This window comes from Muribaculum intestinale (assembly GCF_002201515.1).
Lineage (GTDB): Bacteria > Bacteroidota > Bacteroidia > Bacteroidales > Muribaculaceae > Muribaculum > Muribaculum intestinale.
Map to the genome: position 1 here is coordinate 1,899,395 of NZ_CP021421.1, position 17,655 is coordinate 1,917,049.

General features: G+C 47.8%; 13 protein-coding genes. 9 read left to right on the top strand and 4 right to left on the bottom strand.

The genetic code is table 11. The features are described from left to right. Positions 1 to 14: 14 nt before the first annotated feature. The 4 genes from infB to ADH68_RS07725 all read right to left on the bottom strand — a co-directional run bounded on the left by infB (position 15) and on the right by ADH68_RS07725 (position 6,150). Positions 15 to 3,071, bottom strand: coding sequence for a translation initiation factor IF-2 (infB, locus tag ADH68_RS07710; protein WP_068961304.1), 3,057 nt, complete (start codon positions 3,069 to 3,071; stop codon positions 15 to 17). Positions 3,072 to 3,148: 77 nt separating this feature from the next. Further along, positions 3,149 to 4,405, bottom strand: a complete 1,257-nt coding sequence (nusA, locus tag ADH68_RS07715) for a transcription termination factor NusA (RefSeq protein WP_068961303.1) — start codon at positions 4,403 to 4,405, stop codon at positions 3,149 to 3,151. A gap of 20 nt (positions 4,406 to 4,425) precedes the next feature. Then, positions 4,426 to 4,899 (bottom strand): ribosome assembly cofactor RimP, encoded by a 474-nt coding sequence (rimP, locus tag ADH68_RS07720; RefSeq protein ID WP_068961302.1) that lies wholly within the window; start codon positions 4,897 to 4,899, stop codon positions 4,426 to 4,428. A 153-nt stretch (positions 4,900 to 5,052) separates the two neighbouring features. Beyond that, positions 5,053 to 6,150: an endonuclease/exonuclease/phosphatase family protein gene (locus ADH68_RS07725; protein ID WP_232321372.1), complete on the bottom strand. Its 1,098-nt coding sequence runs from the start codon at positions 6,148 to 6,150 to the stop codon at positions 5,053 to 5,055. 135 nt (positions 6,151 to 6,285) lie between these two features. Here ADH68_RS07725 and aroQ point away from each other — a divergent pair, with 135 nt between their 5' ends. From aroQ to ADH68_RS07770, 9 genes are all read left to right on the top strand, one after another. Then, entirely contained in the window at positions 6,286 to 6,714 is a 429-nt protein-coding gene (gene aroQ / locus ADH68_RS07730) for a type II 3-dehydroquinate dehydratase (RefSeq protein WP_068961301.1), read from the top strand. A 194-nt stretch (positions 6,715 to 6,908) separates the two neighbouring features. Next, positions 6,909 to 8,363 (top strand): pyruvate kinase, encoded by a 1,455-nt coding sequence (gene pyk / locus ADH68_RS07735; protein WP_068961300.1) that lies wholly within the window; start codon positions 6,909 to 6,911, stop codon positions 8,361 to 8,363. Next, positions 8,350 to 8,994, top strand: coding sequence for an O-methyltransferase (locus ADH68_RS07740; RefSeq protein WP_068961299.1), 645 nt, complete (start codon positions 8,350 to 8,352; stop codon positions 8,992 to 8,994). Before pyk ends, ADH68_RS07740 begins: the two co-directional genes overlap by 14 nt. Positions 8,995 to 9,053: 59 nt before the next feature. Next, entirely contained in the window at positions 9,054 to 9,449 is a 396-nt protein-coding gene (gene rbfA, locus ADH68_RS07745) for a 30S ribosome-binding factor RbfA (RefSeq protein WP_068961298.1), read from the top strand. A 16-nt stretch (positions 9,450 to 9,465) separates the two neighbouring features. Then, positions 9,466 to 10,704, top strand: a complete 1,239-nt coding sequence (locus ADH68_RS07750; RefSeq protein WP_068961297.1) for an FtsX-like permease family protein — start codon at positions 9,466 to 9,468, stop codon at positions 10,702 to 10,704. A gap of 183 nt (positions 10,705 to 10,887) precedes the next feature. Beyond that, positions 10,888 to 11,466: an RNA polymerase sigma factor gene (locus tag ADH68_RS07755; protein WP_068961296.1), complete on the top strand. Its 579-nt coding sequence runs from the start codon at positions 10,888 to 10,890 to the stop codon at positions 11,464 to 11,466. Positions 11,467 to 11,689: 223 nt separating this feature from the next. Then, positions 11,690 to 12,667: a FecR family protein gene (locus ADH68_RS07760; protein WP_068961295.1), complete on the top strand. Its 978-nt coding sequence runs from the start codon at positions 11,690 to 11,692 to the stop codon at positions 12,665 to 12,667. A 232-nt stretch (positions 12,668 to 12,899) separates the two neighbouring features. Then, positions 12,900 to 16,280, top strand: a complete 3,381-nt coding sequence (locus ADH68_RS07765; protein ID WP_068961294.1) for a SusC/RagA family TonB-linked outer membrane protein — start codon at positions 12,900 to 12,902, stop codon at positions 16,278 to 16,280. A 12-nt stretch (positions 16,281 to 16,292) separates the two neighbouring features. After that, on the top strand, positions 16,293 to 17,651 hold the full coding sequence (locus tag ADH68_RS07770) for a RagB/SusD family nutrient uptake outer membrane protein (RefSeq protein WP_068961293.1): 1,359 nt from the start codon (positions 16,293 to 16,295) through the stop codon (positions 17,649 to 17,651). The last annotated feature ends 4 nt before the right edge of the window (positions 17,652 to 17,655 follow it).

Genomic DNA, 17,655 nt, shown 5'->3' on the forward strand with positions numbered 1-17,655 from the left:
TTTAGTTACTTTTGTCAGAGGGTTTTCTTGACTTCGACTTCCTCGAATGCCTCAATGAAGTCGCCTTCCTGGATGTCGTTGTATCCGGCAATTGAGAGGCCGCAGTCGTAGCCGCTGAGCACCTCCTTGACATCGTCTTTGAAGCGCTTGAGCGAGCCGAGTTCTCCGGTGTATCGCACGATACCGTCGCGAATCAGGCGCACTTTGCAGGAGCGTTTGATTTTTCCTTCGCGTACAATAGCGCCGGCTATAGTGCCGACTTTGGAAATCTTGTATACCTGAAGCACTTCTGCCGTGCCGATAACCTCTTCCTTGATTTCGGGGGCGAGCATGCCTTCCATGGCATCCTTCACCTCTTCGATAGCCTGATAGATTACCGAGTAGAGGCGTATTTCCACTCCGTCGCGCTCGGCGGCACGGCGTGCTGCCTGGCTCGGACGTACCTGGAATCCGATGATTAGGGCGTCGGATGCGGCAGCCAGTGCTACGTCGCTTTCGGATATTGCGCCTACGGCCTTGTGGAGCACGTTGACTTTGACCTCCTCGGTCGACAGTTTGATGAGGGAGTCGGATAGCGCCTCGATTGAGCCGTCGACGTCGCCTTTGACGATGATGTTGAGTTCGTGGAAGTTGCCGATAGCGCGACGGCGTCCGATTTCTTCGAGTCCGATACGCTTGTTGGTGCGCAGTCCGAGTTCACGCTGTAGCTGTTCGCGCTTGTTGGCAATCTCGCGTGCTTCCTGTTCGGTGGGCATGACATTGAATGTGTCGCCTGCCTGAGGTGCGCCGTTCAGTCCGAGGATGAGCACCGGTGTGGCGGGACCGGCTTCTTTCACACGCTGGTTGCGCTCGTTGAACATTGCCTTTACCTTGCCATAGTTGGAGCCGGCGAGTACAATGTCGCCTACACGGAGTGTTCCGTTCTGAACAAGTACGGTTGCGACGTATCCACGGCCTTTGTCAAGCGATGACTCGATGATGGAGCCTGTGGCCGGACGAGAGGGGTTGGCCTTAAGGTCGAGCATTTCGGCCTCAAGGAGCACTTTCTCCATGAGTTCGTTTACACCGAGACCTTTTTTTGCGGAAACGTCCTGTGACTGGTATTTTCCACCCCATTCCTCAACGAGGTAGTTCATCTGGGCGAGTTCTTCCTTGATTTTGTCGGGATTTGCCGCCGGTTTGTCAATCTTGTTGATTGCAAATACAATGGGAACGCCAGCGGCAGAGGCATGGTTGATGGCCTCGACGGTCTGGGGCATAACGTTGTCGTCGGCGGCAACGATAATGATACAGAGGTCGGTTACCTTGGCTCCGCGGGCACGCATGGCGGTAAAGGCTTCGTGGCCCGGGGTATCGAGGAATGTGATACGGCGTCCGTCTTCAAGTTTTACGTTGTATGCGCCGATGTGCTGTGTTATGCCGCCAGCTTCGCCTGCGATTACGTTGGCGTTGCGGATATAGTCGAGGAGCGATGTCTTACCGTGGTCGACGTGGCCCATTACGGTTACAATCGGTGGACGGTTGACGAGGTCTTCCTCGTTGTCTTCTTCCTGATGGATTGCCTCGACTACCTCGGCCGATACATATTCGGTCTGGAAACCGAACTCTTCGGCTACAATATTGATAGTCTCGGCGTCAAGGCGCTGGTTGATGGATACCATCACACCGAGATTCATACAAGTGGCTATGACTTCGTTGATGGGTACATCCATCATTACGGCCAGGTCGTTGGCGGTAACGAATTCGGTGAGTTTCAGCACTCGGCTTTCGGCTGCTTCGGCTTCGGCTGCCTCGCGTTCGCGAGAGTGGAAGGCCTCACGTTTCTCTTTACGCCATTTTACGCCTTTTTTCTGGCCTTTGTCTTTGTTGATAAGGCGAGCGAGAGTTTCTTTTACCTGCTTCTGTACATCCTCTTCCGATGCAGGGGCCTGCTGTGGAGCATTGCGGCGGTTGCGGTCTTTGCCTTTTGCATTGTCTCGGTTACGTCCGTTGGCATTGTTGTTGTTGCCGCCATTGTTGCCTCCGCGGGAGTTATTATTGCCTCCGCGGTTCTGTCCGGGCTGCTGCTGGTTGGATGTCTTTTCAATGTCGACCTTTTCTTTGCCAATGCGGTTGCGCCGTTTTTTGCCTTGTCCGGCTGCAGCATTTGCCCCGGTGCCTGTAGCTCCGGCTCCGGCGGCTTTTGCGTTACGCTCATTGCGGCGTTCTTCCTTTGTCTTTCGACGCGGGCGAGTCGACTGGTTGATTGCGGAAAGGTCAATCTTTCCGATTACATTAAGCTGGGGAGCTGGATGAGACCCCGGTGTTGTAAATACTTCGGGCTCTTCTTTTTTAACCTCGGTTTTGGGCAATTCTTCTTTCTGTACGGGTGTCACTATGGGAGCCTGTGGTTCTTTTTGGGGTTCAGTTTTTGGTGTCGATGCCGATTTCTCTTTGTCAGGCTGAGTGGGGGCCTGTGTTTCCGATTCTTTTTCTTTGGCCGGAGTCTCGACAGGCTTTTGCTCAGGACGCTGTTCGCGGCGTGGCTCTGCCACAGGCGCGGGTGTGGTCTTCTCTACTACGGGAGCTTGGGGCTTCACCGGAGTTTCGACGGGTTTTGGCGCGGGTGCGGGTTGAGATACCGGAGTCTCCTGTTTTACCGGTGCAGATTCAGCCTTTTCAGCCTGCGCCTGTGCGGGTGTGGCTTTGGGCTCCGGTTTTGGCTCGGTTTTTGGTTCCGGCTTATGTTCGGTTTTGTGTCGCACGGGCTCTCCTTTCGAGTCAAGATCGATATGTCCGACAACAGTCGGCCTCACCGCAGGTCCAATCTTAATTTCCTGAGGTTCTGAGGCTGTCTCTTTTGCCGGACGTGTCGCTCTCTCTTTCTGGCGGTCGGATGAGAGCTTCTCCGACTTGCTCTTTTCTGCCTTGTCACTGCTGTATTCACCCATGAGAAGGCCGTAGGCACTCTCATCAATCCGGGCATTGGGATTCATGTCGATATTTATGCCTTTGGACTGAAGGAATTCAATGACAGTAGGAAGCGCGATGTTTAAGTCTTTTGCTACTTTGCTTATTTTGTAATTCGCCATATAGTGATTTGGGAAATTTTTCGGTTGATGGTTGAAGAGGGAGGTGGATAATCGGCAGGAGCTGCCCGTGTGAGTTATTAATCCTCAAACTCGGCTTTGAGAATAGAGAGCAGGTTGTCGACGGTGTCTTCCTCAAGATCGGCTTTGTCGATAATCGACTGGCGGTCCATCGCAAGGACATTTTTGGCTGTAACGCATCCGATGCTCTTGAGAGCGTCGATAATCCATGCGTCAATTTCGTCCTTGAATTCGTCAAGATAGATATCATCGTTGAAGTCTTCGCCGTTGTCGCGGTATACGTCGATTACGTAGCCTGTGAGTTTGGAGGCAAGTTTGATGTTGAGTGCGTTCTTGCCGATGGCGAGGGGCACCTCCTCGGGACGCAGGAATACTTCGGCGCGTTTTTCTTCTTCATTGAGGCGCATCGATGAGATTTTCGCGGGGCTGAGTGCGCGCTGGATAAATAACTCGGTATTCTTGGTGAACGGAATCACATCGATGTTCTCGTTGCGAAGTTCGCGTACAATGCCGTGGATACGTGAGCCTTTTACGCCGACGCATGCACCTACAGGATCAATGTGGTCATCGTAGCTCTCTACGGCAATTTTCGCGCGTTCGCCGGGGATGCGGGCTACTGCACGGATGCTGATGAGTCCGTCGTGGATTTCGGGTACTTCAAGTTCGAACAGACGGCGCAGGAAGTCCTCGGATGTGCGCGATACGATGATGCGTATGTTGTTATTTTTGTTCTCTACGGTCTTTATCACGGCGCGGACATTCTCACCTTTGCGGAAGAAGTCGCCCGGTATGGCTTCGGGACGGGGCAAAAGCAGTTCATTGTCTTCAGAGTCGAGCAGCAGTGTCTCTTTGCTCCAGGTCTGGTATACCTCTCCGTTTACGAGTTCACCCTCTCGACCTTTGAATTGTGCGAAAATGGCTTCTTTCTGAAGGTCGAGGATTTTTGACTGGAGAGTCTGGCGAAGATTGAGGATAGCGCGGCGTCCGAATTTTTCGAAAATAATTTCGCGGGTATGCTCCTCTCCTATTTCCACATCGGGATTGCTGTCGGCGCGGGCGTCGGACAGTGAGATTTGGGTATAAGGATTCTGAACCTCTCCGTCGGGCACGACTTCAAGATTCTGGAATATCTGCACGTCGCCTTTGTCGGGGTTCATGATTACGTCGAGATTCTCGTCGGTGCCGAACATTTTAGCAAGGACGTTGCGGAATGATTCTTCAAGCACGGATATCATTGTAGTCTTGTCGATGTGCTTGAGTTCTTTGAACTCGGCGAAACGTTCCACCATATTGGTGGATTCCTCTTTCTTAGCCATAGGGGATATGTAGTGTTGGGTTACTTGAATTCAATAAGATATTTTACGTATTTGCATTCGTCGGGAGTGAGGGTAATAGGCTCCTCTACTTCGACAGGCTTTTTCTTGCCCGGTTCCTTTACCTTCGTTTTAATTGTTATTACGAAAGATGAGTCGGTGTCGCTCACAGAAGTGAGTGTGCCTTTTATCTTGCGTCCGTCGCGGGTAAGAACTTCGACCGGATTGCCTATATTCTTGATATACTGGCCGCGTACTTTGAATGGTGATGTGAGGCCCGCAGATCCGACTTCAAGTTCGTAGTCTTCGACATCGCGGTCGAAGCGTTCCTCAATTTTTCGGGTGATGGCCACGCACTGGTCGATGTCAACGCCTTCGGTGCTGTCGACTTCGACGACTATTGTATTGCCGGGGCGCACATCAATGTCAACCAGAAAGAGCGGTGTGCCCTCTATGGCTTCATTTACAGTGGCTGTAAGCAAATCTTTGTCAATCATATTGTGAGTTTATAAACAATCGGAGGGGACTTGCGGTCCCCTCCGAGCTCGATTATGCTGCAAATTTAATATAATTGTCGTGAAAATGCAAATAAGAATAATCTATTGAGGGAGGGGGTGATAATGTTCGGCTGAATATTTAACACGATTTAACTAATCAACTTCTTTTACGAAGAATATTTCAGTGGGGAAGTGGTCGGAATAGCCATTGAGAAACTGTCCGCGCGAGAATGTGCGCAATGGATAGTTTTTATATATGCCGGATTTCGTGCGCAGGAAAGGAAAGTTATGTACTGTAGCTTTCCAGTATTGCATTCCGTCGGATGTGCCAGGAATCAGGTTGCCCGATACGATAATCTGGTCAAACAGATTCCACTCGCCTTTGTAGCATAATGTGCCGACTCCATTGTCGAGAATCCACCAGAAGGGGTTGTAGAAGCCGTGGTGGGTGGCTTGCTCGCGTTCGCGCACAGCTCCGAGGGCTACAGCGCATGATTTGTCGGAGGGGTCATCATTGAGGTCGCCCATAATCACTATTCCTTGGCCGGGGTTCACGCTCCACAGCGAGTCGGCGATGGCTTTCGACAGGGTTGCCGCTGCTTCGCGAAGTGGGCTTGACTCTTTCTGGCCTCCGAGTCGCGAGGGCCAGTGGTTTACGATGAAGCTCATTGGAGCTTCGAAAATTTTACCTGACACAACAAGCTGGTCGCGTGTGAGAAAATCCGGTTGGTCGGGGATTACCAGACGGTGGTTGTTGACGTTTTCAAGCGTAAAGAACAGGGGGTTGTAGAGCAGACCGACATCGACTCCGCGCCGGTCGGGAGAATCGTGATGTACAATCTGTAGATTCCACGGTTGTTTTCCTCTGGCGGCAAGGGTGTCATCGATTGCATGTACGAGGTCTTCGATGACATTACGGTTTTCAATCTCGCTTATTCCGATTATGGCAGGTCCGAGCGGAGTTTCTGGAGTATCAAACGAGGATATGGCTTTTGCAAGGTTTCCGATTTTTTTCCAATATTTATCGGAATTCCACATTCTGGCGCCTTCTGGCGAGAATTCAAGGTCGTATGTCCCGTTGGAATTTATTGTGTCAAACAGGTTTTCAAGATTATAGAAAGCGACTCCGGCCACGAGATATTGCCGTGCTGATGATGTGTCGGCGTTGTTGTCGGCAGCGGCTTTGGGTGTAGTGACGGCAATGACGGTCACGATGATTGCCAGAATTGATGTCAGGAGAAGTCTGCGCATTGTGGGTGATAGGGATTGGTTTATAGTCGAAGCGGTGCGGATTGTCGTTGGAAAATCCGGCACCTGGCTTATTCGGATTGTCTTTTCGGCGCTAAATTACGCAAAATTTTGTAATTTTGCAGAAACTTTCCATTTATGGATATACTTATATTAAATGGTCCCAACCTCAATCTTCTTGGAGTGAGGGAGCCTGGAATTTATGGAAACCGGGATTTCGAAGGGTTTCTGGATGAATTGCGCAAGCGTTATTCCCAGCATAAACTGCATTACTTTCAAAGCAATCATGAGGGCGATATCATAGACCGTCTTCAGGAATATGGGTTCGGTATGGCCTCCGGTATAGTGCTTAACGCCGGTGCATATACCCATACCTCGCTTGCTATAGCCGATTGCATATCTGCGATAAGTACTCCGGTGGTGGAGGTTCATATAAGTAATGTGCATTCGCGCGAGGCTGTGCGCCACCATTCGATGATATCTGGTGTGTGTCGTGGTGTAATCGCCGGTTTCGGTCTTGACAGCTACAGGCTGGCCATAGAGGCGCTGGCATGTGGTGCATGTTAGAAACTGTTTAAAATTCATATTACTATGCTTTTGAGAGTCTTGTCTGCGTCTTTTTGCTTATTCTTCGGTCATGTAGCTGCGGCTACACTCCCTCATCACAAGCAAAAATCCATCAGACAATCCTTCTCAAAATCGGTATCATATAAATTTAAACAGTTTCTTAGAGATAGTACAATTATTAAGGAAATAAAAGGATGAATAAGTTTACAAAGATAGTAGCCACAATTTCTGACCGGCGCTGTGATGTGGAGTTCCTTCGCGAACTCTATGCACACGGTATGAATGTGGTGCGTATGAATTCCGCCCATCTGCAGCTGGACGGATTTAAGAAGATAATAGAGAATGTAAGGGCGGTTTCGTCAACAATAGGTATCCTTATGGATACAAAAGGCCCGGAGATACGTACTACTACCAACGAATCGGATGCTGAAATCGAGTTTCGTTCTGGCGACAGGGTTGTCTTTGTCGGTAATCCGGAAGGAGCTACCACTCATGATGTAATATGTCTCTCATATGACGACATTGCAAGTGACGTGCGCGTAGGGGCTCGTATCCTTATTGATGACGGTGAGTTGTCGTTTCTTGTCGATGATGTGCGTGGCTCAGAGATATATGCTGTGGCAGAGAATGGCGGAACTCTTGGCTCTCGCAAGAGCGTGAATATCCCCGGGGTCAAGATTGCTCTGCCTTCGCTTACTGAGCGTGACCGTCGTAATATCGGGTATGCGATTGATCTGGATGTCGATTTTATTGCGCATTCGTTTGTGCGTAGCGCGGAGGATGTGCTTGATATACAGCGTATACTTGATGCCCGCAACTCTCATATAAAGATTATATCCAAGATTGAGAATCAGGAGGGTATAGATAATTTCGATGAAATCCTTGAGGTGTCATACGGCATTATGATAGCGCGTGGCGATCTCGGGATAGAGGTTCCAGCCGAGCGTATTCCTGTAATACAGCATGAGCTTATAAAGAAATGTATTGATGCTCACAAACCGGTAATAGTGGCTACGCAGATGCTTCATTCGATGATAAACAATCCGCGTCCGACCCGCGCCGAGGTGAGTGATATTGCCAATGCGGTGACACAGCATACCGATGCGTTGATGCTTAGCGGAGAGACGGCCTATGGCAATTATCCGGTAGAGGCTATAGCGACAATGTCGCGTGTGGCGATGGAGATGGAGCGTTCGCTTGGCTCGCATCGGCCGACTCCAAAGGTGGAGGCTGACCAGACGTCGTTTCTTGCGCGCCAGGCTGTGGTGTCGACCAATCTTCTGGGTACACGTGCTATACTTACTGACAGTTATACCGGGCGCACGGCCAGATATATTTCGTCATATCGTGCGAGCTATCCAACATTGGCTATATGCTATTATCCCTACGTGGTGCGTCTGCTCGCTCTCAGTTATGGAGTGTCGGCTCTCTATCAGCCTCGCATGGAGACAACGAGGGTATATCTGCAAAATGCATTGACCCATCTTATAGAAGGTGGCCGTCTTACATTGGCCGATCGAATCGCATATCTTGGAGGTTCGTTCGGAGAGGGCCATGGTACCTCGTTCCTGGAAATCAACAGCGTCGAGGCCATCATGGAAAATTTTCAGTCGTATACCCTTCCCAATCTTGAGGATGCTTCTCACTGACCGCGATACTGAACGATATATACTCGAGCATATTGATGCCGAGCCTGCGGTACTTGCCGAACTGAATCGTACGACACATGTGAGATGTCTTTATTCCAATATGTGTTCGGGGCATCTGCAGGGGCGTATCCTTAAGATGCTTGTCAGGATGATAAGTCCGAGGCGGGTGCTTGAGCTCGGCACATTCACCGGCTATTCCGCATTGTGTCTGGCAGAGGGACTGGAGAATGGCGGCGAAGTGCATACTGTTGAAATCAATGATGAGCTTACCGACATGATAGAAGGGTATTTTGAAAAAGCCGGGTATGGCGACAGAATTCATCTTCATGTCGGTGATGCGTCGGAAATCGTCCCTTTGATAAGCGGTGAGCCATGGGATATTGTTTTTATCGATGCCAACAAACGCTCGTATTGCGAATATTACCGGATGGTACTGCCTCTGGTGCGTAAGGGCGGTTTTATAATTGCCGATAATACATTATGGTATGGCAAGATGACTGATGGCAGTGCTCATGACGCTCAGACACTCGGAATCATGGAGTTCAACAAGATGGTAGGTGCTGATGCGTCGGTGGAGAAAGTAATATTGCCTTTGCGCGACGGACTTACTATAATATGGAAGAGAGATTGAGCCATAGAGGTAAGTCAGGTGTTATATTAGTAAGATTATAATAAAAATTCAAGTTATATATGGAAACAACCCGTCAAGCCAAGATATCGCGTCTGCTTCAGAAGGAGTTGAGCGAGATATTCCGTCAGCAGACAGCAAAACTGCGGGGCGTGCTCGTGTCGGTAAGTGCTGTGAGAGTATCGCCCGATTTGAGTGTGGCCAAGGCTTATCTGTCGGTATTCCCTTCAGATAAGGCCGAGGAGATGCTCGACAGTATCAATCATAACTCCAAGACAATCCGTTATGAGCTTGCACAGAAAGTTCGTTATCAGCTGCGCAAGACTCCGGAATTGACGTTCTATCTCGATGATTCTCTTGACTATCTGGAGAATATCGATAATCTGCTGACCCGCGACAAGGAAGCGCATCCCGGTCGTTTGGATGACGCCGTCGCTGAGGGTAATCATGATGCGTAATTGCTGAGGAGTGGCAATGGTTGCGCTCAGGATAGCTTGGCGCTATCTTTTTTCGAAAAAATCACATAGTGCGGTCAATGTGATTTCGGTCATTTCTTTGGCCGGGGTCGCGTTGGCCTCTATGGCTATTGTGTGTATAATGTCGGTATTCAACGGATTTACCGACCTTGCTCTCAGTCAGGCTTCCGTGCTGTCACCTGACCTTCGGATAGAGCCTTCCGAGGGAAAGATAATCGGGGGTGTTGATTCTCTGTTGGTAGAGTTGCGCGGTATTTCCGGAGTGGAATTAGTGGCGCCTGTGGTCGAGGAACGTGCGCTTGCGATATGTGGGGACAAGCAGATGCCGGTAAGGATAACCGGTGTTACCGATAATTACGGTATGATGTCCGATATTGTCAGGGTAGTGAAAGAGGATGGGGTGTTTGCTATGCATGACAGTATATTGGGTGATATGGCGACATTGAGTGTGGGTGCTGCCCTTACTCTTGATGCGAGGCCTACATCGCTAAGCCGTGTCGCAGTTTATGTGCCAAGACGAATCGGACGCATAAACACGACCAATCCGGCTATGTCGTTTCGAGCCGATACACTGGTTGTGAGCGGCGTTTATCAAACAGATCAGGCTGAGACGGATGCTGACGGGATGGTTATTCCTATATCTGTAGCACGCCGATTGCTGGAATATGAGGATGAGGCAACGGCTTTGGATGTGAAAATCTCATCCGGAGAGCCTGTCGGAGAAGTGGCAGACCGTATGAAGCTATTGCTTGGTGAAGGTTATACCGTGAAGGATCGTATTGCCCAGCAGGAGGAATCGTTCAGGATGATTTCTGTCGAGAAGTGGGTTACATTCTGTATGCTTGCATTTATACTCGTGATTGCATCGTTTAATGTGGTATCTACATTGTGTATGTTGGTTATTGAGAAGGACGCCAACATACGTACGATGCTTGCATTAGGGGCGTCGCAATATATGGTGGCCCGTATATTTATGATAGAAGGATGGCTGATTTCGCTTATTGGTGGTGTTATCGGTGTGACTGTAGGAGGCGCGTTGTGTTTGATACAGCAGATTTTTGGAATTATATGTCTTGGTGGGAATCATAATTTGATGACTACCGATGTATATCCGGTGCGTCTTGACGGAAGCGATATGCTCGTAGTGCTTGCTTTGGTGGCTGTCGTGGGCTTTACCACATCGTCGCTGACTGCAATGATAGCTAGAAAGCGTATGTTGGTTGATGCTGGAGAGTGATGTGAATTATGCTGCTGTATGTCAGTGGGATTGTGTACAAATACCTGTTTGGGGAAATAAATTTTGATAAAAAGTTTTCGTTATAACGGTAAAATCGTGTAAAAACAGTGTATTATTTAGATAAACATGCTATAGGCAAATTTAACTAAAAACAAGCTCTAAAATATTCTCTGAATTAGCGACATGTCGTCAACTGAGGAATCTCGATTGATTTTGGAATTGCGCTCAGGCTCTGATAAAGCATTCAATGCTTTGTATCAGAGATATGTGTCGCAGTTGTACTACTTTAGCCTCAGATATACCAAGTCGGCCTGTGATGCCGAAGAGATTGTGCATGACGTATTTGTGAGGCTATGGAACATACGCGGTCATATAAAGTCTACTGAGTCATTGCGGCCGTTGCTATTCGTTATGGCCAAGCATTATCTTATTAATGCCTTCCGATCGAATGTTAATTCTTGTGTATATGAGGATTATCTGAATTATACAGATATTATTGATGACAGTGCGTCGCATAAAATGGAATATGATGAGTTTTGTGTCCAGTTGTCCGATGCTCTAAACCGGCTTCCTGAGAAACAGCGTAGAGCTATCGAGCTGTCGCGATTTGAAGGAAAGTCGGTCAATGAGATTGCCGAGATATTGAATATCAGCAAGCAGACGGTGTATAATAATATACATATGGGTCTCAAACGGCTAAAATGTCTGTTGGAGGGGTTGACGTTGCTTGCTATCGTGGGCGCGAATTCAATACTTAAGTAAGTCACGAAAATTATGAAATATATGTATGATTTAGAAACGTTATATTTCCGTCAGAATCTTTTCGGCGTTTTCCATTGGAACATCAGCGTTTATCGACGAGTCCGAAATGACTTATCGTTAATATGTAGCCCGTCACATCCATTGTTCCTTGAAGGAAGGAGTCTGGGAAATATCTCGTAGAGATTATAAAATGATTATTATGACTTACTTAATCGTATGAGATATGCATGACCTTATTCAGAAATATAGAGATAATGAACTTTCGGCTGAGGATGTAAGAAAGCTCAGAAAGTTGCTTGACGGAATGTCGGATAACGAGCTCGCCGGGATATTGGAAAAGGACTGGGAGGTATATAAGGCAGATGGAGAACAGCGTCTTCCGACAGGTATGGAATCACGTCTGCGAAGGAATATACATAGTGTAGTAGGTAAGGTACATTCAAAATGGCATATAGCCTTTGTGACGGTGGCATGTGTAATGGCGGCAATAATTTGTGTGGGACTTGGATATATTGCACATGTAGGTATGCCTATGTCGGAGGCGGCACATGATGTATATATATCGGCTAATGATACCGGTGGCACCAGTGTTACATTTCCCGATGGTTCAGCGGTGTCAATGAAGCCTCAGTCGTACATCTCGTATCATGTGCCTCCTTCTGCCGAAGGCGAGCGGAGTATACAGTTTTCCGGTACCGGCCATTTCTGTATTGCGAGAATTCCGGAAAATCCGTTTACGATATCATCGGATATGCTTGATGTGACTGTGCTCGGTACGGAATTTTATCTTTCGGCTGAAAATGACGGAAAGAATGCGCGGCTTTACTTACAGGAGGGACTTGTAAGATTTCAGTCGAAGCTCTCCGGCGAAAGTGTGGAGTTGCATCCCGGCAGTCTGGCTTCGCTTGACTATGAGTCGGGACGTATATCAGTCTCTACTGACAGTTCTCTTGTAGATGTGTTCAGTAAGTCTGATGCCGTCTGCCTTAATTATGAGAATACATCGCTTGGTAGTGTGGTTGAGTCGCTCAATACATGTTATGCGCCATTCCATATTACTTTAGGCTCTGCCGAACTCGGCAAAATGGAGTTTACGGGTACGCTTCCTGCAAATAATCTTATGGAGGCTCTTTCTGTACTTGAATATACAGCTAATCTCAGAATATCGGTAAGCAACAGTGAGGTGACGCTGTATGACTGAAAGGCAGCCGTAGGATTCATAAACAATTTTTCGCTCAGGCGACTCTTCTTATTTAAGATATTGGCGTATAGGGTGTTAATCCGGTGATTCCCGTTTAGGAAAGTATGACATCGGTTGTGGACGGAATGAAAAAATATGTTGTATAACATATTCTGAATAGAGTAAAATATAGCTGTCGGTGATGTATTAGTAGGTGTAATTATAAACCTAATTAATACCGACAATCGCAGTTATGTACAAATCAATTCTACCACGGCTGATTACCGGGTTGTTTGCTATGCTGATGTTGTGTAGTAGCGCACTGGCACAGCAACGCGTTACGGTCAATATTAATCAGTCAAATCTGAAGACCCTGTTTGATACGATTGAGAAGCAGACGTCATATCGTTTCTCTTACATCAACGGAGTGCTTGAAAATGAAGGCCCTGTAACAATCCGACAGGAAAATGTCCCTGTGGCCCGTGTACTTGAGCAAGCCTTGAAAAATACGGGTCTGACATATAAAATAATGTCGGACAAACAGATTCTTATAACCAAGAAGCCTGTTGCGGGTGATAACCGCGTTACAGTTACCGGCACTGTCTATGAAAGCGAGGGCGACCCGGCAATAGGAGCATCTGTAATGGTCAAGGGAGCCAAAACCGGAACCAGTACGGATATTGACGGACATTTTACGTTGACAGGGGTGCCGTCAGATGCTGTAATCATAATATCGTATATAGGTACTGTACCTCAGGAAATCAGCGCCTCTGACAAGGCTAAATTTGCGAATGTGGTGTTGAGCAAAAACACCGAGATTCTTGACGAGGTGGTTGTGGTAGGCTATGGCACACAGTCGTCAAAACTTGTCACCACGTCTATAAGCAAGGTGAAACTTGATGATATCGACCAGGCCAACGACTATAATCCAATCAAGATGCTTCAGGGTCGTGTGCCCGGTGTCAACATATCCAACTCATCAGGAACGCCAGGCGCGACTCCTAATATCCAGGTGCGTGGTGTGGGCTCAATCAATGGCGGCAGCAAGCCTCTTTATGTGGTCGATGGTATTCCGGCAGAGTCTTATCCAAATATCAATCCGTCGGATATAGAAAGTATAGAGGTGCTGAAAGATGCTTCGGCTGCGGCAATATACGGTTCGCGTGCCAATTCGGGAGTAGTGATTATCACTACCAAGAGCGGAAAGAGCGGCATGACCAAGATTGATGTCTCAGGTCGCATAGGCTTCGGGAAACTTGCCAAGGATATCGAGATGGCAAATGCCATCGAATATGCCAATGCAATGCAGGCTGCCATTGACAATTATAATGTCCAGATGGGGCAGAATGTGCAGTTTTATATGCCCTCTGTAATAGAGGAGACCGACTGGATGAAGATGATTACCCGTGAGACTACAGAGACAGCTACAGGTTCGATAAGTATATCCGGAGGAAACGATGCGACAAATTTCTATGCATCGTTTGGAGCCAACCGTCAGGAGGGATTTATAGAGACGTCTGCATTCAAACAGTATAATCTGCGTACGAAGATATCTCATAAAATCAACCGTATATTCAAGCTGAATATCAATCTTGCCGGTGCGGCTTCGGAATATAATCAGGTCGAGGAGAGTTCGACTTCACTCAAGGTGCTCCGTACGGCTCGTGAGGTTCAGCCCTGGTATGGCGCTTATGACGCTGATGGAAGCTATAAGAAGAATGGTGTGGAGATTGTGCGTCATAATCCGCTGATGCTTATCAATGAGGAAAAATGGACGTTGAAGAAGTATCATCTTTCTGGAGTATTCAATCTGGAGATTACTCCGTTCGAGGGGTTTAAGTGGACTCCTCAGGCCAGTCTGTATACCATACTCGACAATACTACCAAAAAGCTGACCGAGCGTCATGACGCTCGTAAGAATAATTCGGGGTGGGGCGCCGTATCAGAGCAGAAGGACCAGTCGTTCCGCTATGTGATTGATAATGTGTTTACTTATAATAATTCTGCCGATAGACTTATATACAGTGTGATGGCCGGACACTCATTTGAGCGCTATACTTATAATAAGTTTGGCGCGCGTTCCGACAACTATGCCAATGATGCGTATCCGTCATCGAGCTTCGACTTGATTAATCTGTCGACCAACATATTCCCGGGTGATATAAGTTATACGGGTTATTCTCTTGAGTCGTACTTCGGGCGTGTGGCTCTTAACTGGGATAATCGTTATATTGTAAACGCATCGTTGCGTTGCGACGGTTCGAGCCGATTCTCTAAAGGTAGTCGTTACGGTTATTTCCCGTCGGTATCATTTGCATGGCGTGCCACCGAAGAAGCGTTTTTCCCTAAAGATGCAATCGTCAACGATGCCAAGTTACGCCTTAGCTGGGGCAAGACCGGCTCGATGGCCGGCGTGGGAAACTTTGCTGCACTTTCCCTTATTGGTGCTGGAGGTGCTTCGTATAATGAATCAGCCGGTTTTCTGATTTCTCAGGATGCGCGTTCGCTTACCTGGGAGAAGGCCAATCAGTATAATATCGGTGTTGATGTCGAGTTTTTTAATCAGCGTATGTCGTTTACTGGCGATGTGTTTTTACAGCGTACAACCGATTTGTTGTATTCCAAGCCAGTCAATTCGACGACTGGATATACGTCAATTTCATCAAATATCGGTACTCTCGAAAATCGTGGTGTCGAACTTGCTCTTACCGGTAAAATTCTCACCGGCGATTTCAAGTGGACTCTTTCGGGCAATATCTCGTTTGTAAAAAACAAACTTGTAAAACTTATCGACGGATCAGATATAATCCTGATGGGTGCTGCCAATGATAAAGTTGGTGGCAATATGCATGCTCTTATAATCGGTCAGCCACTCAGTACATATTATATGCTCCGTATGGATGGCATATATCAGCGCGACGATGAGGTGCCGGCCAAACTGTATGCAAAGGGTGTGCGTGCCGGCGACGTCCGCTATTACGATTATAATGGCGACGGCGATATCTCTGAGGCTGACCGTATGAATGTCGGGAAGGCTTCGCCTGATTGGTATGGCGGTATCACATCGACATGCTCCTGGCGAGGTTTTGACCTTAATATATTCGGACAGTTCTCCTATGGAGGCAAGATTATGGCCGGATGGCGTGGCGTCGGATCGGAGGGTACCGAGCATATGGGTTCTTCATTCTCCTCAATAAAGGTTCACGACGCGACAGAACAGGTTGTACAGTTTTATAACATCAGTAAAGCGGCAGCCACGACTTACTGGCGAGGTGAGGGGACATCCAATACGATGCCTCGTATGATTTATGGTAACGGTGTGCATCAGGGTTACACGAATGGCAACGGCTACAACGGACAGACCTCTACACGTTTTCTTGAGGATGGTTCATATTTCAAAATCAAGTCGGTAACACTCGGATATACTCTTCCTGGAGATTTGTTGCGTAAGTTGAGTATAGATAATCTGCGTGTGTATATGACGGTCGACAACCTTCTGTGTTTTACCAAATATTCTGGCTATGATCCGGAAGCATCGTATACTGCTGATCCGTCGAGCACAGGATATGGCTCAGACTTTGGTCTGCAGCCGATTATGCGCACATTTATTTGGGGGCTTAACTTAACTTTCTAACAATCTACTAAAATGAAAATGAGAAATTTGATATACAGAACTTTGGTTGTTGTCCTTGGAGTATTGACGATGAGTTCGTGTGCCGACATGCTTGATGACATAAAGCCGAAAGACAAAATTGATGCCGGTATGATGACCGAATCAGACCTCTCGAAAGTGGTCAATGGTGTATATGCCACAATGGAGAGCCATATGAGTGCCATGTGGTGGGATGGCGATGTAATGGGCGAGAATTTTCGATCGGGTCCAGGAGGCAATCTTACCGATCCGCTTGATATGTCACCGTCGACAGCTTCGGTTAAGTCGCGCTGGAGTAATTGCTACACCTCGCTCAAGCAGGTTAATTTCCTGATTGAGAACTACGAGGGTAATTCCAATCAGAATGCTCAGGTGGTACGCACGGCCGGTGGTACCGGTTACTTTTTCCGTGCGCTCATCTATTACAATGCCGTGATTCGCTGGGGCAAGGCTTCGATATTGCGTAAACGTCAATATGATGTTGTTCCGTTGTCTGATGAGGATGATGTATGGCAGTTTATTATAGAGGATCTTGAAAAGGCCGAGCAACTGCTCCCTGATTTCTATGATCGTTTCTATGTCTCGAAAGCTGCCTGCAATGCATTGCAGGCCAGAGTATATCTGGCGACAAAACAGTATGATAAGGCTGTGGCTGCAGCCGATAAGGTGATTGGTGTGCCGGCGTTGTCACTCACTAAGACATCGATTGACTGGGCAAAGATGTTTGTATACAATAGCGTAAGTTCAGAACTGGTGTTTGCCCTTGCTAACAAACGCACTACATCTACGATTCTGTTTTATCAATATATCAACGATGTGGATGGCTCGTGGAACTATTCGGCCACTCATGAACTTTATGCCGGGCTCTATGCCGATGCTGAATATCGGCAAGGCGATATACGAGGCAAGGCTGTGTTTGGCTCTGATGCTACGCGCATAATAAAGTTCCCCAACGAACTTGAGGGACAGTTTGTGAAAAATGAGACTCCGAGTCAGACACCAATACCTGTGTTGCGTCTTGCCGAGGTATATCTCATAAAAGCCGAGGCTCAGGGAGCGTTGGCCGGTATGTCGACGATGACAGAGTTCCTTAAAGCGCGTTATAGCAGTGCCTCTCTGCCTGCGTCAATGAATGATATTGATTTTCAGAATCTTGTGCTTGACGAACGCAGACGTGAGCTATACTGCGAGGGATTCCGATGGTATGACTTGAAACGTACCGGAAGACTTGATTTATTCAAAACGCTTAATGGCCGTACTCATTTAATGTATTGGCCTATTCCCCAGACTGAGATTGATCTGGCCGGAGCCGACAACTATCCTCAGAATCCTGGATACGGAACTACAAATTAATCAT